Raw genomic sequence first — 23,984 nt, forward strand, 5'->3', positions numbered from 1 at the left:
GCATGGCGCCCGTTGCTCGAGAGAGCGGCGGGCGTTCTGCATGTCCGGCAACGGCCGCGGAGCATTGCTCGACGAGCAGGGCGGTCAAGCTTCGGCTAACCATGCCGGTGCCATGGTCGTCAGGTGTTTCTGGACCGCGACCTACGTGGCTCGCGCGAATCGGAGTGGAATCCGCCGATGGCCCTGCCCAATGCCCTGACGGCGAAGCTCGAAGCGGTCCAGGCTGAGTACCGCGTCGCGCCCCACAACATCGACGCGGAGCAGGCGCTCCTCGGGGCGATCCTCGTTAACAACGACGCCTATTACCGCGTCTCGGACTTCCTGCTGCCCGAACACTTCATGGAGGATGCGCACCAGCAGATCTTCCAGGTCTCCGCGCAACTGATCAAGCAAGGTAAGCTCGCTACCCCGATCACCTTGAAGACGTATCTCGGCGACGCCGATTTCGGCGGCCAGACGGTGATGCAGTATCTCGCGCGGCTGGCCGCCGACGCCACCACGGTGATCAACGCGGGCGAGTATGGCCGCACCATCTACGATCTCGCCATCCGCCGCCGCCTGATCACCATCGGCGAGGATCTGGTAAACGGCGCCTACGAAGCGCCTGTGGAATCCGCCCCGCGCGATCAGATCGAGGCGACAGAGCGCCGGCTCTACGAGCTCGCCGAATCGGGGAAGTACGACGGCGGCTTCCAGAAGTTCTCGGACGCGCTCACGGCCGCCGTGGACATGGCGGCCAAGGCCTACCAGCGCGACGGCAAGCTCTCTGGGATCGCCACGGGCCTCTCGGATCTCGATGCCAAGATGGGCGGACTGCAGCCCTCGGACCTCATCATCCTCGCAGGGCGCCCGGCCATGGGCAAGACCTCGCTCGTCACGAATATCGCCTTCAACATCGCCAAGGCATACCAGGGCGAGAAGCAGCCGGACGGCACGATCCTGACGAAGAACGGCGGCATCGTAGGGTTTTTCTCTCTCGAAATGTCCGCCGAACAGCTCGCGACACGCATCATCGCCGAGCAGTCGGGTGTGCCCTCCTACAAGATCCGCCGCGGCGACATCAGTCCGGACGACTTCTACAAGATCACGGACGCTGCCCGGGACATGCAGACCATCCCGTTCTACATCGACCAGACTGGCGGCATCTCGATCGCACAGCTCGCCGCCCGCGCCCGACGCCTGAAGCGCCAGAAGGGCCTTGACCTCCTCATCGTCGATTACCTGCAGCTTCTCTCGGGCTCGGCCAAGAAAAGCGACAACCGCGTCCAGGAGATGACCGAGATTACCACCGGCATGAAGGCGCTCGCCAAGGAGCTCTCGGTGCCGATCATCGGTTTGTCGCAACTCTCGCGTCAGGTCGAGAACCGCGACGACAAGCGCCCGCAACTCTCGGACCTGCGCGAATCCGGCTCGATCGAGCAGGACGCCGACGTGGTGATGTTTGTGTTTCGAGAGGAGTATTACGTCAACAACAAGAAGCCTCGCGAGGGTACCGAGGAGTTCTTCGCCTGGGAAGCCGAGATGAACCGCGTCCACGGCAAGGCCGAGGTGATCCTCGGCAAGCAGCGCCACGGTCCCACGGGGACCGTCGAGCTGCAGTTCGACGCCAACATCACCCGCTTCTCGAACCTCGCGCAGGACGATCGGATGCCTGAGCGGATGTAGTTCACCGGCCAGCTGCCATCCGCACCCCGACGATGCGGCACGGGCCTTGAATCCGACGCGATGAAAGAGTCATTCGACTGGGCGCGAGCCGCGGGCGGCCGGGCCGTGACTCGGCCGGTCAGACGGCCTCCACCTAAAGGACCCTGATCATCCCACCCCTCGCTCAAGTCTTTACGGGGCCCATCAACAGCCTCGCGGACGAGGCCCTCGCGACCCATGGCGCCCGCCTCACCATCGATCTCGGGGCGATCGTCGAGAACTGGTGTCGCCTCGGTGCCGAGGCACCCGGGATCGAATGTGCCGCTGTCGTGAAGGCCGACGCCTACGGCTGCGGCCTCGCCTCCGTCGCTCCCGCGCTGTGGCGGGCCGGCTGCCGCACCTTTTTCGTGGCCCACCTCTCTGAGGGGCTTGCCCTGCGGGCGCTCCTGCCGGAGGCCGAGGTGTCCGTGCTGAACGGCCTCTTGCCCGGCACCGTGCCACTTTACGTCGAGGCGCGCCTACGGCCGGTGCTCGGCGCCAAGGAGGAGATTGGCGAGTGGGCGGAAGCGTCGGAAGGGCGCCTGCCCGCGGCGCTTCACGTCGATACCGGCATGAACCGCCTCGGCCTGCGCGTGCCGGAGGCGCTGGCGCTCGCGGGCGATCCGCTGATCCGTCGGGCAGGGATCGACCTTCTGATGAGCCATCTCGTGAGCGCCGAGCTTCCCGGCGATCCCGTGAATGCACGTCAGCTCGCCGATTTCGTGCAGCTGCGGGCGGCCTTTCCGGATCTGCCTGCCTCGCTCGCCAACTCGTCCGGCATCTTCCTGGGCAGGGCCGCGCACCACACCCTCCTGCGCCCCGGCTACGCGCTGTTCGGCGGCAACCCGACCCCGCACCGAGCCAACCCGATGCGGCCGGTGGTGCGGCTCGAGGCCGGCATCGCGCAGGTGCGGACGGTCGAGGCCGGCGAGAGCGTCGGATATAACGGTCGCTGGACCGCGCCGGGGCCGCGCCGGCTCGCCACCCTCTCCCTCGGCTACGCGGACGGCTATCCGCGCGCCGGCAGCGGCCGTGGCCACGCCCTCGTCGAGGGCGTGGCGTGCCCCATCCTCGGGCTGATCTCGATGGACCTCATCGTCCTCGACGTCACGCAGGCGCTGGGCGCGAGCCGCGGCGCGACCGCGACCCTGATCGGCGACGAGCTCGACGTCGACGCCGTGGGTCGGGCCGCCGACACCATCGGCTACGAGATCCTGACGGGCCTAGGTTCCCGTTATGTTCGCGCCTATGTAGAGTAGCGCGGATCGGCGGGGCGCCCTGTTTTCACCGCGAGCCGCCTCCCAGGGCGATCATGCCGCTTCGCGAGATCGCTCGACGCGACGGACTCGACCAAACGGAATCCCGAGGGAATGGCCAAGATCCAACAGACCTTCGTCTGCCAGTCCTGCGGCGCGGTCTACAATCGCTGGCGCGGGCGCTGTGAGGCCTGCAATGGCTGGAACACGATCGTCGAGGAAACGCCGGGCGGCTCCGGACCGCAATCGGGCCCTGCCTCGACGCGCCCCGCGCGCGCGCGCGGCCGCGTCTTCCCTCTTGAGGGGCTGACCGGCGAAGCCAAGGAAGCGCCCCGCATACCCTCGGGCATCGCCGAGCTCGATCGCGTCACCGGGGGCGGCTTCGTGCGCGGCTCGGTGATCCTGCTCGGCGGCGACCCAGGCATCGGCAAGTCGACCCTGCTGATGCAGGCCTCGGCCGCGATGGCGAAAACCGGCGAGCGCGTCGCCTACATCTCGGGTGAGGAGGCGGTCGGGCAGGTGCGCTTGCGCGCGGAACGGCTCGGTCTCGCGGGTCGTCCGGTGGAACTCGCCGCCGAGACCAACGTCGAGGACATCGTCGAGACCCTGTCCCAGGGTCGCCCGCCCGCGCTCGCCATCATTGACTCGATCCAGACGATGTGGACAGAGACCGTGGAATCGGCCCCCGGCACGGTCACGCAGGTCAGGAGTTCCGCGCAGGCGCTCATCCGCTTCGCAAAATCGACCGGCACGGCCGTGATTCTCGTCGGCCACGTCACTAAGGACGGGCAGATCGCCGGGCCCCGCGTCGTCGAGCACATGGTCGATGCAGTTGCCTCCTTCGAGGGCGACCAGGGCCACCATTTCCGAATCCTGCGGGCGGTGAAGAACCGGTTCGGCCCCACCGATGAGATCGGTGTGTTCGAGATGACCGACGGCGGATTGGCCGAGGTACCGAATCCCTCCGCCCTGTTCCTCGCGAGCCGCGACCACGCCGCGCCGGGCACGGCGGTTTTCGCTGGCATGGAAGGCACGCGCCCGCTCCTCGTCGAGATCCAGGCCCTCGTCGCCCCCTCCGCCCTCGGCATGCCGCGTCGCGCTGTGGTGGGCTGGGACCCGAACCGGCTATCGATGGTGCTGGCCGTCCTCGAGGCCCATGGCGGCATCCGCCTCGGCACCCACGACGTCTACCTCAACGTCGCGGGGGGCCTGCGCATCTCCGAGCCCGCGGCAGACCTCGCGGTGGCGGCAGCGCTCGTCTCCTCACTGTCGGGCGCCGTGCTGCCTCACGAGAGCGTCTATTTCGGCGAGATCGGCCTGTCCGGCGCGATCCGCCCGGTGGCGCAGGCGGCCGCCCGGTTGAAGGAGGCGCACAAGCTCGGCTTCGCGAAGGCGCTCACCCCGCAGGGCCGCGGCGAGGTCGGCGAGCGGGCGCTGCCCACGGAGTCCCTGCGCCACATCGCTGATCTCGTCTCGGGAATCGCCGCTGGCGCTCCTCGCCGATCCGGCGCCAAGGGCGGGCGGACGCGCTACGACGAGGACGATTGAGGATTCGTCGTTCTCCAACACCGGCGACACGGGTCCGGCCGGCGATCATCCTGCTCGCTTGGGCGAGCATCGTGACGGGCGAGCTGCGCCAATTCCTGGGGGCACACTCCCGGATCCCGGCGCGACGTGCATCGGCCGCGCACCCTGAGGGTGACGGCTGAGGTTCGTCGGAGTATACAGGCCCCGCGGTCCCGGGGTGCCGCGAATGCCCATGTTGCCCCGCAATCCCCGCGTAAACGACAGGACGCGATGCCGTTCTCCATTCTCGATCTCGTGGTGCTCGGTATCGTCGTGATCTCCGCGCTGCTCGCGGCCGTGCGCGGCGTCACGCGCGAAGTGCTGGCGATCATAGCCTGGGTGGCCGCCGCCGCGGTGGCCTGGTCGTTCCATCCGCTCCTTCTCCCCACGGTGAAGCAGCACGTAACGAGCGACACGGTGGCGCTTGTCGCCTCGATCGCCGCGATCTTTCTCGGCACCCTCATCGTCGTCTCGATCATCACCGTGAAGATATCGGACGTGGTGCTGGACTCGCGCATCGGTGCAGTCGATCGCTCCCTGGGCTTCGTGTTCGGCGCCGGACGCGGCTTCCTCATCTGCGTGATCGGGTGGGTGTTCCTGGCGTGGCTGGTGCAGGGCAAAATGCCCGAATGGGCCGCCCAAGCCCGCTCCCGCCCGATGCTAGAAAAGACCGGCGACGCTCTCGTAGCGCAATTGCCCGAGAACCCGGAGGGCTTCCTGAAGCAGTTCAAGAAGCCCAAGATCGAGACCCCGCCCAACGAGCCTGTGGATGCTCCTGCCGAGACAGACGCGCCGGCGCAGCGCCGCTCGGATGCCGGCGGCCAGCCGGGAGCCACGCCCACGCCGCGACGCTGATCTGCTCCCGGCGCCGCTTGGTTGCCGGGTAACCACCTCTTAGATAACGGTCACTTGACGGTGCCGGACGGGAAGACATCGAGGCGCGACGACCGCTCAGTGCGGGCCTGATCGCGCCCCGCATGACGTTGAGCCGACGGCGACGAGGGATCACCACCAGCATGTCAGACCGCTCCGCGCCCGTTCAGCCCCCGATTGGCTACGCTGACGGGCTCGACCGCGATGGGGATACGCTGCGCGAGGAATGCGGCGTCTTCGGAATCTTCGGGCATCCGGACGCCTCCGCGGTCGTCGCGCTCGGCCTGCATGCCCTGCAGCATCGGGGGCAGGAGGCGGCCGGCATCGTCTCCTTCGACGGCGAGATCTTCCATTCGGAGCGGCGTCCCGGTCTCGTCGGCGATTCCTTCTCGGACCGATCGACCATCGAACGCCTCAAGGGGCGCTCGGCGATCGGACATGTGCGATACTCGACCACCGGCGGCACCATCCTGCGCAACGTGCAGCCACTCTTCGCGGAACTCGCCGGCGGCGGGCTGGCGGTCGCACATAACGGCAACCTCACGAATGCGCTCTCGATCCGCCGCGAACTCGTGCGCGACGGCGCGATCACGCAATCGACCTCCGACACGGAGGTGATCCTGCATCTTGCCGCCCGCAGCCGCTCGCCGCGCATCATCGAGCGCTTCATCGATGCGCTGCGCCAGATCGAGGGTGCCTACGCGCTTGTGGCGCTGACGAACAAGAAGCTGATCGGCGCGCGCGATCCGATGGGCATCCGCCCCCTCGTCATCGGCGAGCTCGATGGCCGCTATATCCTGGCTTCGGAGACCTGCGCCCTTGACATCATCGGCGCCAAGTTCGTGCGCGATGTGGAGAACGGCGAGATCGTCGTCATTTCCGAGGAGGGCCTCCAGTCGATCCGCTTTGCCGAGAAACGCCCGATGCGGCCCTGCATCTTCGAGTACATCTACTTCGCCCGGCCCGATTCCATCGTGAATGGGAAGAGCGTCTACGCGGTGCGCAAGAATATCGGCATCGAGCTCGCCCGCGAGGCAGGAGCGCCGGCCGACATCGTGGTGCCGGTGCCCGATTCCGGAGTACCGGCGGCCCTCGGCTTCGCGCAGGAGACCGGTCTGCCCTTCGAGATGGGCATCATCCGCAACCACTATGTCGGCCGCACCTTCATCCAACCGACCCAGTCGGTTCGCGAACTCGGCGTGAGGATGAAGCACTCCGCCAATCGCGCCGCGATCGAGGGCAGGAGCATCGTGCTCGTCGACGACAGCCTCGTGCGCGGCACCACCTCGGTGAAGATCGTCCGCATGATGCGCGAGGCCGGCGCCAAGGCCGTGCATTTCCGCATCGCCTCGCCGCCGATCACCTATCCGGACTTTTACGGGATCGACACGCCGGAGCGCGAGAAGCTGCTCGCGGCCACCCACGACCTTGAGGGCATGCGCCAGTATATCGGCGCCGATTCCCTGGCCTTCCTGTCGATCGACGGCCTCTACCGGGCCATGGGCGAGACTGGCCGAAACGAGGCCTGCCCGCAATACACTGACCATTGCTTCACGGGCGATTACCCGACCGGCCTGACGGATCTCGCGATCGCCGGCCCGAAGCGCCTCGCGATGTTGGCCGAAGCCGATTGATCTCCGCGACCATGAAAATCTCTCCCGACAAACCTCTCGACGGGCGCATCGCCGTCGTCACCGGCGCCTCGCGCGGCATCGGCCGCTCCGCGGCTCTCGCATTGGCGCGCGCGGGGGCGCACATCGTGGCGGTCGCCCGCACCCAGGGTGCGCTGGAGGAACTCGACGATGCCATCCGCCAAGCCGGATCGAGCGCGACTCTGGTGCCGCTGAACCTCACCGACTACGACGCGATCGACCGCCTCGGGCTCGCCATCAACGATCGCTGGAAGCGCCTCGACGTCGTGGTCGGCAATGCCGGCATCCTCGGCAACCTGATGCCGATCGGCCACGTGACGCCGAAGGTCTGGCAGCAGGTGATGGACATCAACGTCACGGCGAACTGGCGCCTGATCCGCTCCTTCGACCCGCTGCTGCGGATGTCGGATGCGGGCCGAGCGATCTTCGTCACCTCGGGCGCTTCGACGAAGTGCCGCGCCTACTGGGGGCCCTATTCCGTCTCGAAGGCGGCGCTCGACGCGCTGGTGCGCACCTACGCCGCCGAGACCGAGACGACGAAGGTTCGGGCCATGCTCCTCAACCCCGGCCCCCTGCGTACCGCCATGCGCCGCGCCGCCATGCCCGGCGAGGACCCGGACACGCTGAGGACGCCGGACGACCTCGCGCCCCATTTCGTGCGGCTCGCCCGTCCGGACTGGTCGGAATCCGGCAAGATCTACGACTTCCCGACCGACCGCGTGCTGACGCCGCAGGCGCCGGCCTGACGCGTCCGCTCAGGCGGATCATACGCGCGGCGAACGGGTTGGACTGACAGCGGATCAGGAGAGTTGGGCCGGGCATGATCGACGTTCGCTGCATCTGCGCCATCGGCTTGCGCGGGCAACTCGGCCTCGACGGACACCTGCCCTGGGAGGGCAACACCGATCCGCTCTTCGTGGAGGACGTGACCCGCTTCTTCGCGCTCACCATGGGCCACGTGCTCATCGCGGGGCCGAAGACGGTGGCCTCGGTGCCGGAATTCGCTTTCCGGGACCGCACCATCGAGGTGGTCCGCTCGCACGAGGATCCGGAGGCGGTGCTCGGGCGCTATCCCGGCCGGCGCATCTTCGTCGGCGGCGGCATCGGGGTCTGGAACGCCTACGCCCGGTACATCCAGCACTGGGACATCACCCGGCTCCCCTACGACGGCGAGGCCGACCGCTGGTTCGATCCTGCCTGGCTGGTCGGGGGACCCCTGCGCGCCTGAAGGCACAAATCGATACCCTGGCGAGTTGACGCGCACGCGTCGCTGCAGGGTTCGTCATGAGTGAGCACAGCTATCGGTTCGGCATCGAGGAAGAGTATTTCCTGGCCGATGCCGAGACCCGCGGCACGCCGCGCCGCTCGGTGAAGCCCTTCCACGCGGAAGCCGCCGCGCATCTGCCGGCGATCGGGCGCGAGCTCCTGCAGTGCCAGGTCGAGGTCTGCACCCCGCCTTCGACCGATCTCGCCGAGGCGCGCGCGGTGCTCGGGCAGCAGCGCGCGACGCTCGCGGCAATCGGCACAAACCATGAACTCCTGGTCTTCGCGGCCGGAACCCACCCGGTCGCCGACTGGGCGCGCCAGGTTCCCACGAAGGGCGACCGCTACCGGGGCATCCTGCGCGACGTCGGCCTGGCCGGGCGCCGCAGCCTGATCTGCGGGATGCACGTGCACGTTGAGGTGCCCGATCCCGCCGCGCGGATCGATCTGATGAACCGCCTCCTGCCCTTCCAGCCGATCCTGTTCGCGCTCTCGGCCTCCTCGCCCTTCTGGCAGGGCAAGCCGACCGGCCTGACCGCCTACCGCCTCAGCGCCTTCGGCGAGCTGCCGCGGACCGGCCTGCCGGAGCTGTTCGCCGCGACCGCGGATTACGAGCGCTACGTCCGCATCATGACGCGGGCCGGCTCGATCCAGGATGCGAGCTTCCTGTGGTGGTCGCTGCGGCCCTCGGTCAAGTTCCCGACGCTGGAGCTGCGCATCGCCGATTCCTGCACGCGCCTCGAGGACGCGCTGACGATCGCCGCCCTGTTCCGCTGCCTCGTGCGCCTCGTCGTGCGCCGGCCGGAGCTGAACGCCCGGCTCGACGGCGTCTCGCGGGCGCTCGCCGACGAGAACCTGTGGCGGGCGCAGCGCGCCGGCACCGATGCGGAGATGATCGACGAGGCGAGCGAGCGGGCCCTGCCCTACGCGGAGGCGCTCGACGGTCTCCTCGACCTGATCGGCGAGGATGCCGATGCGCTCGGCTGCGCCGACGAGGTGGGGAATGCCCGCCGCATCGTGGCGCAGGGTACGAGCGCTGACGGGCAGATCGCGGCCTTCGAGGCGGCGCGGGAGGCCGGCCTCACCAACCGGCAGGCGCTCGACGCCGTGGTCGACTGGCTCGCACGGACGGCGAAGGGCGAGGCGACGCCCTCCCCTGCCTGAGGCCACCTCGGGCGAGCGGCAGCATGCCCGCTCAAGAAGAACACTTCCGAATCGGCAGAAAGCCAACGGCCTCGCTGCTCGCATGCTCGCTTGGTGGATCACGGCCAACGCCCGCGACGGGTCCGAAGCGAAAGCTCGCCGTCAGGCCGGCCGAGTCCGGATCCTAGCCCTTGTCGAAGGGGTTCTTGGTGGTGCGCAGCGAGAGGCGGATCGGCGTGCCCGGCAGGTCGAAGGCGTCGCGCAGGCCGTTGACGAGGTAGCGCGTGTAGGATTTCGGCAGTGCGTCGAGCTGGTTGCCGAACAGCGCGAAATGCGGCGGGCGGCTCTTCACCTGCGTGGCGTAGCGGATCTTGATGCGCCGACCCGAGACCGCGGGGGGCGGGTTCCGGCTCGTCGCCTCGTTCAGCCAATCGTTGATGCGCGAGGTCGAGACGCGGCGGTCCCAGACCTCGGCGGCCTCGACCACGGCCTTCATGAGCCGGTCAACGCCCTCGCCGGCGAGCCCCGACAGCGGCACCACCGCGACGCCCCGCACCTGCGGAAGCAGCCGCGTGCAATCCTCCCGCAGCGTCTTCAGGAGGCCCGGCTGGTCGGCCACGAGGTCCCACTTGTTGAGGCCGATCACGACGGCGCGGCCCTCGCTCTCCACGAGGTCGACGATCGTGAGGTCCTGCTTCTCGAACGGGATGGTCGCGTCGAGGAGGACCACCACCACCTCGGCGAAGCGCACGGCGCGCAGGCCGTCCGAGACCGCGAGCTTCTCGAGCTTGTCGTCGATGCGGGCGCGGCGGCGCATCCCGGCCGTGTCGTGCAGCTTGATCCGGCGCCCGCGCCACTCCCAGTCGAGGGAGATCGAGTCGCGGGTGATGCCGGCTTCCGGGCCGACGAGCAGGCGCTCCTCGCCGAGCATGCGGTTGATCAGCGTAGACTTGCCGGCATTCGGGCGGCCGACGATCGCGACCTTGAGGGCGCGGCCGCCCGGCGCATCGGCATCCTCGTCGGGCTGCGGCAGCGCCTCCTGCAGGGCGCTGTGCAGCTCGCCGATGCCCTCGCCGTGCTCGGCCGAGAAGGGGATCGGGTCGCCGAGACCGAGCGAGAAGGACTCGTAGGCGCCCGCCATCCCGGCGCCTCCCTCCGCCTTGTTGGCGATGAGGATGACCGGGCAGCCGGCCCGGCGCACGAGCTCGGCGAAGGGCTGGTCGGCCGGCAGCACGCCCGCCCGCGCGTCGATCACGAACAGCACGACGTCGGCTTCGAGGATCGCCGCCTCGGTCTGCGCCCGCATGCGCCCGAGGAGCGAGCCCGCATCCGCTTCCTCAAGCCCCGCCGTGTCGATGATCCGGAAGCTCAGGCCACCGAAATTGACGTCGCCCTCGCGACGGTCGCGGGTGACGCCCGGGCGGTCGTCCACCAGGGCGAGCTTCTTGCCCACCAGCCGGTTGAACAGGGTCGACTTGCCGACATTCGGCCGTCCGACGATGGCGACGGTCGGCAGTTCCATGATGTTCTCGTCCGTGAATGCCGGCCGGGCCGGCGGCAGCACCGTTCCCGCGCCGCGGGAACGGTCCTCAAGGTATTGGCCGATCGCGCCTCTTCAACCGGCCGGGCCGGCGCGCGGGATCAGCGCGTGATCGGCGGCGGCGGCGCGGCCGGCTCGGGCTTCGCCTCGGTGACCGTGACCGGCCCGCCGGCCACGAGGGCGGCGTAGACCTCGATGCGCTGGCGCAGGTTCTGCGGCGTCTCGGGATCGGTCGCGAGCTGGTCGAACCAGCGGCCGGCCTCGTCGTACTGGCCGCGCCTCAGCGCCACGAGGCCGAGCATCTCGCGGGCCGTGTGGCGGAACGGGCTCGACGCGGCGAGGCCCTGCAGGGTCGAGATGGCGGGCGCCGGGTCGGCAGCGTCGAGCCGCAGCAGGGCGGCGCGCAGCCGCGCGAGGTCGCGCAGGCCATCGCCGGTCCTGGTATCGTCCGCGATCCGGTCCAACTCGGCCGCGCCCGCGGCCGGGTCGCGCTTGGCGGTCTCGGCGGCCGAGCGGAACCGGGCCAGCAGGCGGTAGCCCGCCGGGCCGTCCGCTTCCAGCGCCGAGAAGGCCTTCTCGGCCTCCTCGGGCTTGCCGTCGCGGGCGAGGCGGTTCGCCGTGTCGAAGCGCTCGGAGGCCGCCTCGGCGGCGAGGCGCTGCGCGTTCTGCCAGTAGCGCCAGCCGCCGACCGCCGCCACGACGAGGATCGCGAGCGCGATGAACACGCCGCTGTAGCGGCGCCAGATCTGCGCGACCTGGTCACGGCGGTAATCCTCGTTGACCTCGCGGAAGAACTCGTTGTTTTCGGCCATCGTCTCTCAGGCCGGTCCCGCCGGGGCCGGCCGCCTCGTGCCTCTCAAGCGCCCGCGCCTAGCACAGACCGTCGGGCTTGGCGACCGTCGCCGCGCCCTGATCGCGCATCGCATATCAGGCCGTCCCCGGCCAGGCGTAGACCCCGATCAGCGGATAATGGAGGTAGCGGCCGAACACGAACCAGACGGCCACGCCGATGACGACCGCGAGGGCGTCGTTGCGCCAGCCCGCGGGCCTGGCCGCCTCGCCGCCGTGCTGGTCGGCGACCTGCCGCGCCGTGAGGTCGCGGCGCTTGGCGCTGATGCGGGCGGCCACCGCCCAGGCGAGGAACCCGCCGAACAGCAGGATCGAGCCGAGATCGCCGTTGGCGAGAAGGTGAGCGGTCGCCCAGATCTTCACGGCGAGCAGCATCGGGTGCTTGGCCCGGGCGCGGATGTGGCCCGGCAGGTAGGTCGACGCCAGCGCGATGAAGGCGAACAGGGTGAGCAGGACGGCGAGGTGGCGCGTCCAGACCGGCGGATCCCAGACCGTAATGTAGCCGGCGGCCCGGTACTGGTGGAAGCCGATCCCGATCAGGACGAGGCCGGCGAGCGAGAGCAGCGTGTAGCCGAGCTTGAACCGCTTCTCGCCGACCTGCCCGATCACCGCCGCGCGCTTGGCGCGGGCCATCGAGAAGGCGTGCGTGCCGAGAAACAGCACGAGCCCGAGGATCAGGATCAGCATGGGTCGCCTTCGCCGGGAGAACGCGTAAGACCGGGCTCGGCCCGGCAAGCACTCCGTAACGGTTCTGAAGCGAATCTGGCGCGCTTGTCCAGGCTCACCCGATGACGCGCGTCCCGCTCTTCACCGCTCTCGCGTTGCTGGCTCTCGCCGCCCCGGCGCTCGCCGCATCCGAGCCGCCGCTCGCGAGCCTGACGCTCGTCGGGCCGCCGAGCCTCCTGTTCAAGGCGGGGCGCGACGCCTGCGACGGAGCCGACGTGCCGGACGCCTCGGCGCGCGCCTTCCGGGACGCGACGGGCGCGGTCGCGCTCTTCGGCATGCATTACCGCAACCGGGCCCTGCGCGGCCCCGACCTCGACCACCTGACGCTCGATTGCGCGGTCGTGCTCGATTCGGGCGAGAAGGCCGATCCCGCCCTCTACGACGACCGCTCGTGGATCACCGCCACCTGGACGGAGGACGGGCGCTCGGTCGCGGCGCTCCTCCACCACGAGTACCAGGCGAACGCGCATCCGGGCCGATGCGCGGCCAAGTCCTACATGGAATGCTGGTACAACACGCTGACCGCCGCCTCGTCCTCGGATGGCGGGCGCAGCTTCGCCCGCGCCGACCCGCCCGCCGTGATGGCGGCGGCGCCCTTGCGCCAGGAGGTCGGCCAGGGGCGGCACCGGGGCTTCTTCAACCCCTCGAACATCGTCGCGGACGGGCCCTGGCGCTACGTGCTCGCCTCGACCACCGGCTGGGAGCGGCCGGGCAGCGACCAGGAGGCCGGCGTCTGCCTGTTCCGGACGCGCACGCCCGCGGACCCGGCGAGCTGGCGCGCCTGGACCGGCGCCGGATTCACCGCGGCCTTCCCGGACCCCTACCGGAAGCCGGTCAAGGTCCCCGACACCTGCAAGCCGGTGGCCCCCTTCCCCACGCCGGTCGGCGCGGTGGTGCGCCACCGCGCGACGGGCGCGTTCGTCGCGGTCTTCATGGCCAAGGCCGGCGGGGCGTTCCCGCGATCGGGCTTCTACTGGACGTCGTCGCGCGACCTCATCGCCTGGGACAGGCCGCGCCTGCTCGTCGCGGGGGCCACGCTCTACGACGACCCGTGCGGAGCCCCGGGCGGCCTGATCGCCTACCCGTCCCTCCTCGATCCCGCCGCGACGGGCCGGAACTTCGACGATGTCGGGGACACGGCGCTCCTGACCTACGCGACGCTGCGGACGGAGGGCTGCGCGATCACCTCCGATCGCGATCTCGTGCGCCGGCGCGTGGCGATCAAAGTCTGGCCCTGAATTGACGGGACGGCGGAGTCCTGGGCCACTGGGCCGCCGACACCGGAGCGACCCGATGACGCCGCACTGCCTCGCCTGGGACGACCTGCCGGAGACGCGCGCCCCGAACGGCGTCGCCAAGCGCTCGCTCGACGGCGTGGGCGCGAGCCTCGTGCGGGTCCTCGTGCCGGCCGGCGTCAGGGCGGAGCGGCACAGCCACGCGCACGAGCAGTTCGTTCAGGTCCTCTCCGGCCGCGGCACGCTGGAGACCGAGCAGGGACGGCGGGATTTCGGGCCGGGCAGCCTGTTCCACTTCCCGGCCGGAACCTGGCACGCGGCCGCGTTCGAGACGGAGACGGTGCTGATCGAGACGAATCTCCGGGCGTGAAGCGGCGTCCCTACTCCCACTCGATCGTGCCGGGCGGCTTCGAGGTGATGTCGTAGGTCACCCGGTTGATGCCCTTCACCTCGTTGATGATGCGCGTCGCCACGCGGCCGAGGAAGGCCATGTCGAAGGGGTAGAAATCCGCCGTCATGCCGTCGACCGAGGTGACGGCGCGCAGCGCGCAGACGTGGTCGTAGGTGCGCCCGTCCCCCATCACGCCGACCGTCTTGACGGGCAGGATCACCGCGAAGGCCTGCCAGATCGTGTCGTAGAGCCCGGCCTTGCGGATCTCCTCCAGGTAGATCGCGTCGGCCTTGCGGAGCGCGTCGAGCTTCTCGCCCGTGATCGTGCCAGGGCAGCGGATGGCGAGGCCCGGACCCGGGAAGGGATGGCGGCCCACGAAGGCGTCGGGCAGGCCGAGTTCCCGGCCGAGCACCCGGACCTCGTCCTTGAACAGCTCGCGGAGCGGCTCGACGAGCTGCATGTTCATGCGCTCGGGCAGCCCGCCGACATTGTGATGGCTCTTGATGGTGACGGAGGGGCCGCCCGTGAAGGACACGCTCTCGATCACGTCCGGGTAGAGCGTGCCCTGCGCCAGGAAGGCGGCGCCGCCGATCTTCCGCGATTCCGCCTCGAACACGTCGATGAACAGGCGGCCGATCGTCTTGCGCTTCTGCTCGGGGTCGCTGACGCCCTCGAGCGCGCCGAGGAACAGCTCCTGCGCCTCCACGTGGACGAGCGGGATGTTGTAGTGGTCGCGGAAGAGGCGCACCACCTCCTCGGCCTCGCCCGCGCGCAGCAGGCCGTGGTCGACGAAGACGCAGGTGAGCTGCTCGCCGATCGCCTCGTGGATCAGCACCGCCGCGACCGCCGAGTCGACGCCGCCGGAGAGCCCGCAGATCACCCGCTCCCCGCCGACCTGCGCGCGGATTTTCTCGATCGCCTCCTCGCGGTAGGCGCCCATGGTCCAGTCGCCGGAGCAGCCCGCGATGTCGCGCACGAAGTTGCGGATGAGGAGCGCGCCGTGGGGCGTGTGCGCCACCTCCGGGTGGAACTGCACGGCGTAGAACTTCCGCGCTTCGTCCGCCACCGCCGCGAAGGGCGCGTTCCGGGAGATCGCCACCGTGGTGAAGCCGTCGGGCAGCTTGGTGACGCGGTCGCCGTGGCTCATCCAGACCGGGTAGTGCTCGCCCACGTGCCAGACGCCCTTGAAGAGCGCGCAATCCGACAGGATCTCGATCTCGGCGCGGCCGAACTCGGCATGGTGCCCGCCCTCGACCTCGCCGCCGAGCTGGGCCGCCATGGTCTGCTGGCCGTAGCAGATGCCGAAGACCGGCACGCCCGCGTCGAAGACGATCTGGGGCGCGCGGGGCGAGGCCTCCGTCGTCACCGATTCCGGGCCGCCCGACAGGATCACGCCCTTCGGCCGCGTCTCGGCGAAGGCCTCGGCCGCCTTCGTGAAGGGCACGATCTCGCAGTAGACGCCCTCCTCGCGCACGCGCCGCGCGATGAGCTGCGTCACCTGACTGCCGAAATCGACGATGAGGATCTTGTCGTGGTCGGTGGTCGTCATGGCCCTGCAGTTAGACGAGCGCCCCCGCGCGTGCAACGCGCGTGCTCGCAGGTCTGTGCGGCGATCGGCCGAAGGCTGGGGATCGGCGCGCGTCCGGCGCGGCGATGCGGATGGCGCGGAACGGTACCGATCGAGCGGCCTCGGGACCGCGGATGGCCCCGCACCGGGGCCATTCCGCCCGCGAGCCGCCTCAGCGGCGCCGTTCGAGGGTCGCCACGTAGAACCCGTCCGTGCCCGTCCGTGCGGGGCTCATCTGCAGGCCGTGCCGCGTGAAGCGCAGCAGGGGCGCCAGGGCCGGCCTCGCGGCCTCGACGACGCGTGCGGCCGGCACCACGGCGAACCGGTCACCGGCCCGCTCCAGCAGCCTCGCCACCGCGCCGTCATTCTCCTCCGGCAGCAGCGAGCAGGTGATGTAGGTGATGCGCCCTCCGGGCCGGACGAGCGCCGCTGCCCGGTCGAGCACGGCCGCCTGCTCGGAGAGCCGGGTCGCGAGGCTGCCCGGCCGCAGGCGCCACTTCGCGTCCGGGTTGCGCCGCCACGTGCCGGTGCCCGTGCAGGGCGCATCGACCACGACGCGGTCGACCGTCCCGTCGAGGTCCGTCAGCACGTCGGCCCGGGCGCGGCCCGTTCGGGGCGTGCGCACCTCGGCCCGGGCGCCGGCCCGGCGCAGGCGCTCGTGGATCGGGGCGAGGCGGCGCGGGTCGCCGTCAGTGGCGACGAGGCGGCCCGCGTTGCGCATCAGGGCCGCCAGCGCCAGGGTCTTGCCGCCGCCGCCCGCGCAGAGATCGACGATCGTCTCGCCGGGTCTCGCCTCGGTGAGCAGGCTCGCGAGCTGCGAGCCCTCGTCCTGGATCTCGTACCAGCCCTCCAGGAACTCCGGCTCGACATGGAGCGCCGGCCCGCGCCCGTCGGCGCCGATCGGGATGCGCAGCCCCTGCGGAGCGTGCGGCGTCGGCTCCGCCGAGAGGTGGCCGAGCGCCGCGAGGGCGTCGGCACGATCCTGCTTCAGGGAATTGATGCGGATATCGAGGGGCGCCCGCCGCGCGAGCGCGCGCAGCTCGGGCAGCAGATCCTCGCCGAGCAGCGCGCCGAGCGCGGGCAGCACCCAGTCCGGCGCATCGCCCGCGACATGCGCAGGCGCCTCCGCGAGCGTGGCGTCGCGAAGGCGCGTCAGCTCACCCTCGCTCAACGGCGGCGGCGCGAAGCGCTCGCCCGTGAACAGGGCCGCGACCGTCGGCGCGGCGAGGCCCTGCTGCAGGCGAAGCGAGCCGATCAGGATCGCGCGCGGGGTGTCCTCGCCCATGATCCAGGCAGCGGAGGCGCGGCGGCGCAGGGCGTCGTAGACGAGGCTCGCGATGGCCGCGCGGTCGCCGGAACCGGCGAAGCGGTGGGCGAGGCCCCAATCCTTCAGGGCGTCGGCGGCCGGGCGGCGGCGCTCGGCGATGTCGGCCAGCACCTCGATGGCGGCGGAGCAGCGGGCGGCGGGTGTCAGGTCACTCTCCTCAGATGCGTTAACGCTGCCGCGATACGGCCACGCTTCCTGCCCAGATGGGCCACAGGGCGGCCGAGCTTCGGGCATGATCCGCTTCCAGAACGGCACGCCAAGCCGCACGTCAACGTTCAAGGCCCCGAGAGACCCATGCCCCCCGTCATTCAACTCGCCGTCGCCGGCCTCCTGACCCTGGCGGTCGCCGCCTGCTCGACGGCGCCGGCCGCCCCGGAGGTGACGCCGCCGCCGCGCCGCCCCCTCGACGCCAAGACCCAGCTCGAATACGGCAACCCGCCGCCCCCGCCGCCGGGCCCGCGCTACTGAGGCGAGGCCGCCTCAGGCACCCTCGCGGGCGCGCCGCGCCTCGTAGGTCTTGAGGTGGGTGTAGGCCCGCTCGAGACAGGGCAGCGCGGCCGCCGGCGCGGCGCGGCGCCCGCGCGCGATCAGGTCGCCGATGATGTGGTCGGCCTCGATGCGGGCCCGGGCCTCGATGTCGCGCAGCATCGAGGCGGTCACGGGCGAGCCCTCCTGCGTGAGCATGGCGCGCGCCTGCGCGGCGACCTTGTCGCGCGGCGCGAAGCCCTCCGCCGCGGCGATTGCCGCGCACTCGTCGTACAGGCTCTCGATGAAGGCACGGCCGCCCGGCGCGCCGACGATGTCGCCGACGCTGCCGCGCATCAGGCAGGTCGCGCCCGCGAGCGTCGCCAGGAACGCCCACTTCTCCCACATCTCGAGCGTGATCGCGCTGCTCAGCCTCGGCTGGAAGCGCGCCTCCCGCATCAGGGCCTCGATCGCCGCGAGGCGGGGCGTGCTGGTGCCGTCGCGCTCCCCGCAGGTCAGCGTGCAGAACTCGCTCATGTGCCGGATCTCGCCGGCCGGGCCGAGCGTCGCCACGATGGAGCAGGAGCCGCCGAGCACACGCCCCGCCCCGAACCGGGCGTCGAGCACGTCGAGGTGGCGCATGCCGTTGAGGATCGGCAGCACGGTCGTGCCCTCCCGGACGGCGGGCGCCAGGTCCGAGACGGCCGCGTCGAGATCGTAGGCCTTGCAGGAGAGGAGCACGAGGTCGAAGGCGCCGCCCCGCCCGTCCGCCAGCGCGCCGGCCGTCACGGTCGAGGGCGACGGGATGTGCAGGTCGCCGAGCGGGCTCGCGACGCTGAGGCCGTTCGCCGCCAGCCTGTCCGCGCGGGCCGGCCGAACCAGGAAGGTGACGTCGCGCCCGGCCTCGGCGAGGCGCGCCCCGTAATAGCCGCCGGTCGCCCCCGCCCCCACCACGAGCACCCGCATCGATCCGCTCCCGATCCCGTCAATCTGCTCCTCCATGCGCGCGGCGGCGCCGGGATGCAACGCGGCGTCAGGGGCCGAGCGGCGTGAGCAGGATGCGCCAGGCGAAGACGAGCCACATCAGGCCCAGCACCGCGACGCCCGCCATGTAGGCGCGGAACCGGCTCGGAACGTGGTTCGAGGTCACGAAGATCGTCGCATGGACGACGCGCGTCGCGACGAAGACCCAGGCCAGGACCACGAACAGGAGGTCGGCCTTGCGGGTGTAGAGCGCGAGCGGGACGAGCGCGAAGAACAGCACCGGCAGCTCGAACTGGTTCGAGAAGGCGTTGGCCGTCGCCTGCACCCTCGCGGGCCAGTTGCGCTCGCCCAGCGCGATCTCGCCGATGCGCACGCGGCCCGCGCCGATCTCGGCGAAGCGCCGCCGTCCCATCACGATCAGGAGAGCGAAGACGAGGAGCACCTGCACGAAGACGGGCGCGAGGATGGCCTGGACGGTCATGGCTGGCTTGGCTTGTCCCAGTTCGCGAGCGCGACGATGCTGTGTGCGCAGGGGCTCCCGGCGCAGGTCCGGATGAGGCGCAGATCGGCCGTCACCAGGGTCGCATTCCACTGCTTGGCCGCTGCGACATACAGCGCGTCGTAGAGCGAGGCACCGGTCTCCGATGCGAGACGTGCCGCGTCCCTGTGCAGACCGGCGAGCGGAATCAGTGCGACGGATCGCGCGAGTCCGGTCAGTGCGTCTTCCATGCCGGCGAGCGGAAGCAAGTTGTCGCGCACGCGGCGCGCCAGAACTTGGCCCAGCTCGGCCGAGGCGTGGGCAGGGGCCGCGAGGAAACGGTCCTGGCCGAGGAGCGTGCGGGCCTGCTCCGAGAAATCCTCAGGGTAGAACCACTTCGCCATGACGCTCGCATCGACGATGAGCGTCATTCTCCGTCACGCAGACGCCGGATCAGGATCGTGCTGTCCTCGAAGGGCTCCCCTTCGGCCGGCGAACGGGCGGCGGCACGGATGCGGTCCGCATGCGCGATGCGCTCGGCGGGCGACCACATCAGCCCGCGCAACATGGCTTCCTTGGCCACGTCTTCCGGCGACCGCCCTGTCTCGGAGGCCCGCTCCAGCAGCATGGCCATCAATATCCCGCCGGCATCGTGCAGGGTCAGATCGCCCAAGGCTCCCTCCAGATCAGCATCGGCTCCGGAAGCCGATGCTATGCGAAGGGCGCACCGCGGCCAAGGCGAGGCGCGGGGCCGCCGCCGGTCGACATCAGGCCCGGCTCGGATAGTTCGGGCTCTCGCGGGTGATCGTCACGTCGTGGACGTGGCTCTCGCGCAGGCCCGCATTGGTGATGCGGATGAACTGCGCCCGCTCCTGGAATTCCGGCACGGTGGCGGCGCCCACGTAGCCCATGGCGGCGCGCAGGCCGCCCGCGAGCTGGTGCAGCACGGCCGCGACCGGCCCCTTGTAGGGAACCTGCCCCTCGATCCCCTCGGGCACGAGCTTGTGGGTGTCGCTGACCTCGGCCTGGAAGTAGCGGTCCGCCGAGCCGCGCGCCATGGCCCCGACCGAGCCCATGCCCCGGTAGCTCTTGTAGGAACGGCCCTGGTAGAGGAACACCTCGCCGGGGGCCTCGTCCGTGCCGGCGAGCAGCGAGCCCAGCATCGCCACCGAGGCGCCCGCCGCGATCGCCTTGGCGAGATCGCCCGAGTACTTGATGCCGCCGTCGGCGATCACCGGCACGTCGGCGTCGTAGGCCGCCTCGACGGCCTCCATCAGGGCGGTGAGCTGGGGCACGCCGACGCCCGCGACGATGCGGGTGGTGCAGATCGAGCCCGGGCCGATGCCGACCTTGATGGCGTCCGCGCCCGCGTCGATCAGCGCCAGGGCGCCCTCGCGGGTGGCGACGTTGCCGGCAACCACCTGCACGGCGTTCGAGAGCTGCTTCACCCGCTTGACGCTCTCCAGCACCTTGATCGAGTGGCCGTGGGCCGTGTCGACCACGATCACGTCGCAGCCCGCATCGATCAGGCGCTCGGCCCGCTCGAAGCCGCTGTCGCCGGTCGTCGTGGCGGCGGCGACGCGCAGGCGCCCCTGCTCGTCCTTGACCGCGTTCGGGTAGGCGACGCGCTTCTCGATGTCCTTGACGGTGATCAGGCCGATGCAGCGGTAATGATCGTCGACGACGAGCAGCTTCTCGATGCGGAACTGGTGGAGCAGGCGCTTCGCCTCGTCCTGGGTCACGCCCTCGCGCACGGTGATCAGGCGGTCGCGCGTCATCAGCTCGGCGACCGGCTGGCCCGGATTCGTGGCGAAGCGCACGTCCCGGTTCGTCAGGATGCCGACGAGCTTGCCGCGCGAGCCGTTCGGCCCCCGCTCCACCACCGGGATGCCCGAGATCCGGTTCTGCTTCATCACGTCGAAGGCGTCGGCCAGCGTCTCGTCCGGGTGGATCGTGATGGGGTTCAGCACCATCCCGGACTCGTACTTCTTGACGAGGCGGACCTGCTCGGCCTGCTCCGGCGGCTCGAGGTTGCGGTGGATGACGCCGAGGCCGCCGTTCTGCGCCATGGCGATGGCCATCGGCGCCTCCGTGACCGTGTCCATGGCCGAGGCCATGATCGGCAGGTTGAGGGCGATCGAGCGGGTGAGCCGGGTCGCGACGTTGACCTCCGTCGGCATCACGGAGGAGGCGGCGGGCCGCAGGAGGACATCGTCGAAGGTCAAGCCCTCGATGATGGAGGCGGTGCTGATGCGAGCCATGAGCCAACGTCCTTGCGGGGTCGCGCCGGGCATTGAAAAGGCGCCGCGGCGTCGTTGAGTTGGCACGGGCCAGTATCATGCACCGCAGGGCGGCGCAAAGGCGCAGGGCGGCGCGGCAACAGGAATCGACGCGCATCCCGCCTGCGCGGGCCGCATGGCGGTGAGGCCGGTCAGTTGATCCGCGCGGCCGGGCCCTTGTCGCCGAACTCCGGCGGCAGGCCGATATAGTCGCCGATGATGCCGTCGATGCCGGGCGCCCGGCCGAAGGCCTCGCAATCCGGGTCGAGGGGCGCCTCGCCAAGCACGGTGATGCGCAGGCGGTCATAGTTCGGGATGAACAGCGGCGCCTTGAAGGGGTCCTGGCCGGTGGCGATGTAGAAGCCGAAATCCTGCCCGAACTCGCCCGCGAGGTCGTAGGCGTCGCTGATCGGCGAGAAGCGCGGCTGGCTGGTGAAGGAATTCGCCGCCCCGCCCCAGATCATCGCGGCGCGCTGGTCGCGGCGTCTGTCGAGGGCCTCCGCCTCGACCGTCAGGCTGCCGAGGCCGATGGGCACGCGCGGCACCGGGATGCGCCCGACCGCGTCCGCGAAGCCGACGCCGAGCTGGGAGGCGATCGTGATCGCTCCCGAGGCGCCGATCGTCGCGCCGGCGCCGACGAGGTTCGTCAGCTCGACCCGGGTCACGGCGGCCCGCACCGTCAGGTCGGCGTCGCGGCCCGAGACCACGTCGTAGCGCAGCGACAGCTCGTAGCACATCGCGCGGTCGGCGGCGTTGGCGACGAGCTTGCGCTGCGCGGCGGTGATGCCGGGGCCCGAGACGGCCTCCGGAAAGGCGGTCGGGATGATGCGCACCGTGCGGGTGCGGGCGAGCGCGGAGGTCTCGGCGAACAGGCGGGCCTCGGTGGTCGCCTCGTCGCTCTTCCTGAGGCGGTCGTAGCGGCTGAGAAAGCCGGTCTCCCCGAGGATGACGGTGCCGCAGGCCGCCACGCCGAGGCACAGGACGATGCCGGCGGCGAGGCGGGTCAGCGATCGGGTCTCAAACGGCCGGAGGCGCATCCTGTCACTCTCACGCGGTCGAAGATCGGGCGCGTCGGGACGGCACGCCGGCGATGCCGAGCGCGCGGGCCGGCCGCGGCGTTGCGCGAAGCTTAAGGGTTCGGGCCGTTCCCGGGGAAGGGATCGCTCTCTCCGCGGCCTCCGAACGTTTCCGTCTGTGTCCGCGGAGACACGGCCCGCGGGACGGCCGCGCCGGGCCGATGCAACCGCCCGGCCCCTCAGCGCTTGTCGAGACCGATGCGCCCCTCTCGAATCGTCCCCCTCGTCGTCGCCACCGCGCTCTTCATGGAGAACACCGATTCCACGGTGATCGCCACGGCGCTGCCGACCATCGCCCGCAGCCTCGGCGAGGATCCGATCGCCCTCAAGCTCGCGCTGACCTCCTATCTCGTCAGCCTCGCGATCTTCATCCCGATCAGCGGCTGGATGGCCGACCGCTACGGGGCGCGCAAGATCTTCCGGGCGGCGATCGGGGTCTTCATGCTCGGGTCGCTCGCCTGCGCGGCCGCGAGCGGGCTCGCGGGGTTCGTCGCCGCGCGCTTCCTGCAGGGGCTCGGCGGCGCCATGATGGTGCCGGTCGGGCGCCTGGTGATCCTGCGCAGCGTGCCGAAATCCGAGCTCGTCACGGCGCTCGCCTACCTGACCATCCCCGCCCTGATCGGCCCGATCATGGGGCCGCCGCTCGGCGGCCTGATCACCACCTGGCTCGACTGGCGCTGGATCTTCCTCATCAACATCCCGATCGGCCTGATCGGGATCGTGCTCGCCACGCTCTACATCGAGGACGTGCGCGAGCCGGAGCGGCCTCCGCTGGACCTCGCCGGGTTCGGCCTCCTGGGGCTCGGGCTCGCAGGCCTGATGCTCGGCCTCGCCTCGACCGGCCGCCATCTGCTGCCGGACTGGCTGTCCTGGACCTGCCTCGGCGGCGGCGCCGCGCTCCTCGCGCTCTACTTCCGCCACTCGCGGGCGGTCGCCTACCCGGTGCTGCGGCTCGATCTCCTGCGCTACCCGACGTTCCGGGCGGCGGTGACGGGCGGCAGCCTGTTCCGCATCGGCACCGGGGCGATCCCCTTCCTTCTACCGCTGATGCTGCAGATCGGCTTCGGGCTCGACCCGCTGCAATCGGGCCTGATCACCTTCGCGGCGGCGGCGGGCGCGATGTTCGTGAAGACCGTCGGCCCGCGCGTCCTGCGCGCCTTCGGCTTCCGGCCCGTGATGGTGACGAACGCGGTGCTGGCGGCGAGCTTCCTCGCGGTGAACGGCCTGTTCACGGCGCAGACCCCGCACTGGCTCATCGTCGCGCTGCTGTTCGTCGGCGGCTGCCTGCGCTCGCTCCAGTTCACCTGCGTCAACGCCATCGCCTACGCCGACATCGAGGCGCGCGAGATGAGCGCCGGCACGAGTCTCGCCAGCGTGGCGCAGCAGATCTCGCTGAGCCTCGGCGTCACGATCGGGGCGCTCGCGCTCGAGGGCGCGGCGGCCTGGCACGGCCGCAGCGCGATCGCGGCGGACGATTTCGCGCCGGCCTTCGTGACGGTCGCGCTCATCTCCGGCGCCTCGGTCCTCGCCTTCCTGCGGCTCGCGCCCGACGCCGGCGCGGAAGTGTCCGGCCGCCGCATCGTCGCGGCGGCCCCCGACGGGGCGCCGGGGCGGAACTAGCGGGCGCTCCC

The 23,984-nt window shown here is 70.7% G+C and carries 23 protein-coding genes; 12 read left to right on the forward strand and 11 right to left on the reverse strand.

Translation table 11 applies throughout. From position 1 onward, the window contains the following. Positions 1–177 precede the first annotated feature (177 nt). From WDW90_RS11155 to WDW90_RS11190, 8 genes are all read left to right on the forward strand, one after another. Positions 178–1,665, forward strand: a complete 1,488-nt coding sequence (locus WDW90_RS11155; RefSeq protein ID WP_336487453.1) for a replicative DNA helicase — start codon at positions 178–180, stop codon at positions 1,663–1,665. 182 nt (positions 1,666–1,847) lie between these two features. After that, complete coding sequence (gene alr, locus WDW90_RS11160) at positions 1,848–2,942, forward strand: alanine racemase (protein WP_336487513.1); 1,095 nt, start codon at positions 1,848–1,850, stop codon at positions 2,940–2,942. 111 nt (positions 2,943–3,053) lie between these two features. Further along, complete coding sequence (radA, locus tag WDW90_RS11165; RefSeq protein ID WP_336487454.1) at positions 3,054–4,487, forward strand: DNA repair protein RadA; 1,434 nt, start codon at positions 3,054–3,056, stop codon at positions 4,485–4,487. A gap of 249 nt (positions 4,488–4,736) precedes the next feature. Further along, complete coding sequence (locus WDW90_RS11170) at positions 4,737–5,360, forward strand: CvpA family protein (protein ID WP_336487455.1); 624 nt, start codon at positions 4,737–4,739, stop codon at positions 5,358–5,360. A 161-nt stretch (positions 5,361–5,521) separates the two neighbouring features. Then, the gene (gene purF, locus WDW90_RS11175) at positions 5,522–7,012 is read left to right on the forward strand and encodes an amidophosphoribosyltransferase (RefSeq protein ID WP_336487456.1); all 1,491 of its coding nucleotides are present in this window, start codon (positions 5,522–5,524) and stop codon (positions 7,010–7,012) included. Positions 7,013–7,023: 11 nt separating this feature from the next. After that, a complete protein-coding gene (locus tag WDW90_RS11180; protein ID WP_336487457.1) occupies positions 7,024–7,776 on the forward strand; it encodes an SDR family NAD(P)-dependent oxidoreductase in 753 nt (250 codons plus the stop codon). Between the two features lie 74 nt (positions 7,777–7,850). Further along, positions 7,851–8,258 carry a dihydrofolate reductase gene (locus tag WDW90_RS11185; RefSeq protein WP_336487458.1) on the forward strand — a complete coding sequence of 136 codons (408 nt, stop codon included), beginning with the start codon at positions 7,851–7,853 and terminating at the stop codon, positions 8,256–8,258. Between the two features lie 56 nt (positions 8,259–8,314). Continuing rightward, positions 8,315–9,457 (forward strand): carboxylate-amine ligase, encoded by a 1,143-nt coding sequence (locus WDW90_RS11190; RefSeq protein WP_336487459.1) that lies wholly within the window; start codon positions 8,315–8,317, stop codon positions 9,455–9,457. A gap of 163 nt (positions 9,458–9,620) precedes the next feature. Here the strand turns inward: WDW90_RS11190 and der are convergent, their stop codons facing one another. The 3 genes from der to WDW90_RS11205 form a co-directional block, all read right to left on the reverse strand. Then, positions 9,621–10,958, reverse strand: coding sequence for a ribosome biogenesis GTPase Der (gene der / locus WDW90_RS11195; RefSeq protein WP_336487460.1), 1,338 nt, complete (start codon positions 10,956–10,958; stop codon positions 9,621–9,623). A 119-nt stretch (positions 10,959–11,077) separates the two neighbouring features. Then, a complete protein-coding gene (locus WDW90_RS11200; protein ID WP_336487461.1) occupies positions 11,078–11,788 on the reverse strand; it encodes a tetratricopeptide repeat protein in 711 nt (236 codons plus the stop codon). A gap of 115 nt (positions 11,789–11,903) precedes the next feature. Continuing rightward, positions 11,904–12,512, reverse strand: a complete 609-nt coding sequence (locus tag WDW90_RS11205; RefSeq protein WP_336487462.1) for an NnrU family protein — start codon at positions 12,510–12,512, stop codon at positions 11,904–11,906. 101 nt (positions 12,513–12,613) lie between these two features. Between WDW90_RS11205 and WDW90_RS11210 the strand changes: the two genes are divergently transcribed. Both WDW90_RS11210 and WDW90_RS11215 read left to right on the forward strand, forming a co-directional pair. Further along, positions 12,614–13,789 carry a hypothetical protein gene (locus WDW90_RS11210; protein ID WP_336487463.1) on the forward strand — a complete coding sequence of 392 codons (1,176 nt, stop codon included), beginning with the start codon at positions 12,614–12,616 and terminating at the stop codon, positions 13,787–13,789. 55 nt (positions 13,790–13,844) lie between these two features. Next, positions 13,845–14,156: a cupin domain-containing protein gene (locus WDW90_RS11215; protein WP_336487464.1), complete on the forward strand. Its 312-nt coding sequence runs from the start codon at positions 13,845–13,847 to the stop codon at positions 14,154–14,156. A 10-nt stretch (positions 14,157–14,166) separates the two neighbouring features. Here WDW90_RS11215 and guaA read toward each other — a convergent pair whose 3' ends face one another. Both guaA and WDW90_RS11225 read right to left on the reverse strand, forming a co-directional pair. Beyond that, positions 14,167–15,726 carry a glutamine-hydrolyzing GMP synthase gene (gene guaA / locus WDW90_RS11220; protein WP_336487465.1) on the reverse strand — a complete coding sequence of 520 codons (1,560 nt, stop codon included), beginning with the start codon at positions 15,724–15,726 and terminating at the stop codon, positions 14,167–14,169. Positions 15,727–15,916: 190 nt separating this feature from the next. After that, positions 15,917–17,305 carry an RsmB/NOP family class I SAM-dependent RNA methyltransferase gene (locus WDW90_RS11225; protein ID WP_431311016.1) on the reverse strand — a complete coding sequence of 463 codons (1,389 nt, stop codon included), beginning with the start codon at positions 17,303–17,305 and terminating at the stop codon, positions 15,917–15,919. Between the two features lie 60 nt (positions 17,306–17,365). On the opposite strand from WDW90_RS11225, the gene WDW90_RS11230 reads away from it, so the two are divergent. Next, positions 17,366–17,539: a hypothetical protein gene (locus WDW90_RS11230; RefSeq protein WP_336487466.1), complete on the forward strand. Its 174-nt coding sequence runs from the start codon at positions 17,366–17,368 to the stop codon at positions 17,537–17,539. A 12-nt stretch (positions 17,540–17,551) separates the two neighbouring features. On the opposite strand, the gene panE is transcribed toward WDW90_RS11230, so the two are convergent. The 6 genes from panE to WDW90_RS11260 form a co-directional block, all read right to left on the reverse strand. Further along, a complete protein-coding gene (gene panE / locus WDW90_RS11235; protein WP_336487515.1) occupies positions 17,552–18,502 on the reverse strand; it encodes a 2-dehydropantoate 2-reductase in 951 nt (316 codons plus the stop codon). A 67-nt stretch (positions 18,503–18,569) separates the two neighbouring features. Further along, the gene (locus WDW90_RS11240) at positions 18,570–19,001 is read right to left on the reverse strand and encodes an MAPEG family protein (RefSeq protein WP_336487467.1); all 432 of its coding nucleotides are present in this window, start codon (positions 18,999–19,001) and stop codon (positions 18,570–18,572) included. Continuing rightward, positions 18,998–19,429 carry a type II toxin-antitoxin system VapC family toxin gene (locus tag WDW90_RS11245; protein WP_336487468.1) on the reverse strand — a complete coding sequence of 144 codons (432 nt, stop codon included), beginning with the start codon at positions 19,427–19,429 and terminating at the stop codon, positions 18,998–19,000. Before WDW90_RS11245 ends, WDW90_RS11240 begins: the two co-directional genes overlap by 4 nt. Continuing rightward, on the reverse strand, positions 19,426–19,671 hold the full coding sequence (locus tag WDW90_RS11250) for a hypothetical protein (protein ID WP_336487469.1): 246 nt from the start codon (positions 19,669–19,671) through the stop codon (positions 19,426–19,428). Before WDW90_RS11250 ends, WDW90_RS11245 begins: the two co-directional genes overlap by 4 nt. Positions 19,672–19,765: 94 nt before the next feature. Beyond that, the gene (gene guaB, locus WDW90_RS11255) at positions 19,766–21,259 is read right to left on the reverse strand and encodes an IMP dehydrogenase (protein WP_336487470.1); all 1,494 of its coding nucleotides are present in this window, start codon (positions 21,257–21,259) and stop codon (positions 19,766–19,768) included. 170 nt (positions 21,260–21,429) lie between these two features. After that, positions 21,430–22,314 (reverse strand): DUF3313 domain-containing protein, encoded by an 885-nt coding sequence (locus tag WDW90_RS11260; protein WP_336487471.1) that lies wholly within the window; start codon positions 22,312–22,314, stop codon positions 21,430–21,432. Between the two features lie 237 nt (positions 22,315–22,551). On the opposite strand from WDW90_RS11260, the gene WDW90_RS11265 reads away from it, so the two are divergent. Further along, a complete protein-coding gene (locus tag WDW90_RS11265) occupies positions 22,552–23,973 on the forward strand; it encodes an MDR family MFS transporter (RefSeq protein WP_431311017.1) in 1,422 nt (473 codons plus the stop codon). Positions 23,974–23,984 lie beyond the last annotated feature (11 nt).

Origin of the sequence: Methylobacterium nigriterrae, assembly GCF_037106235.1 — a bacterium.
Taxonomy (GTDB): domain Bacteria; phylum Pseudomonadota; class Alphaproteobacteria; order Rhizobiales; family Beijerinckiaceae; genus Methylobacterium; species Methylobacterium nigriterrae.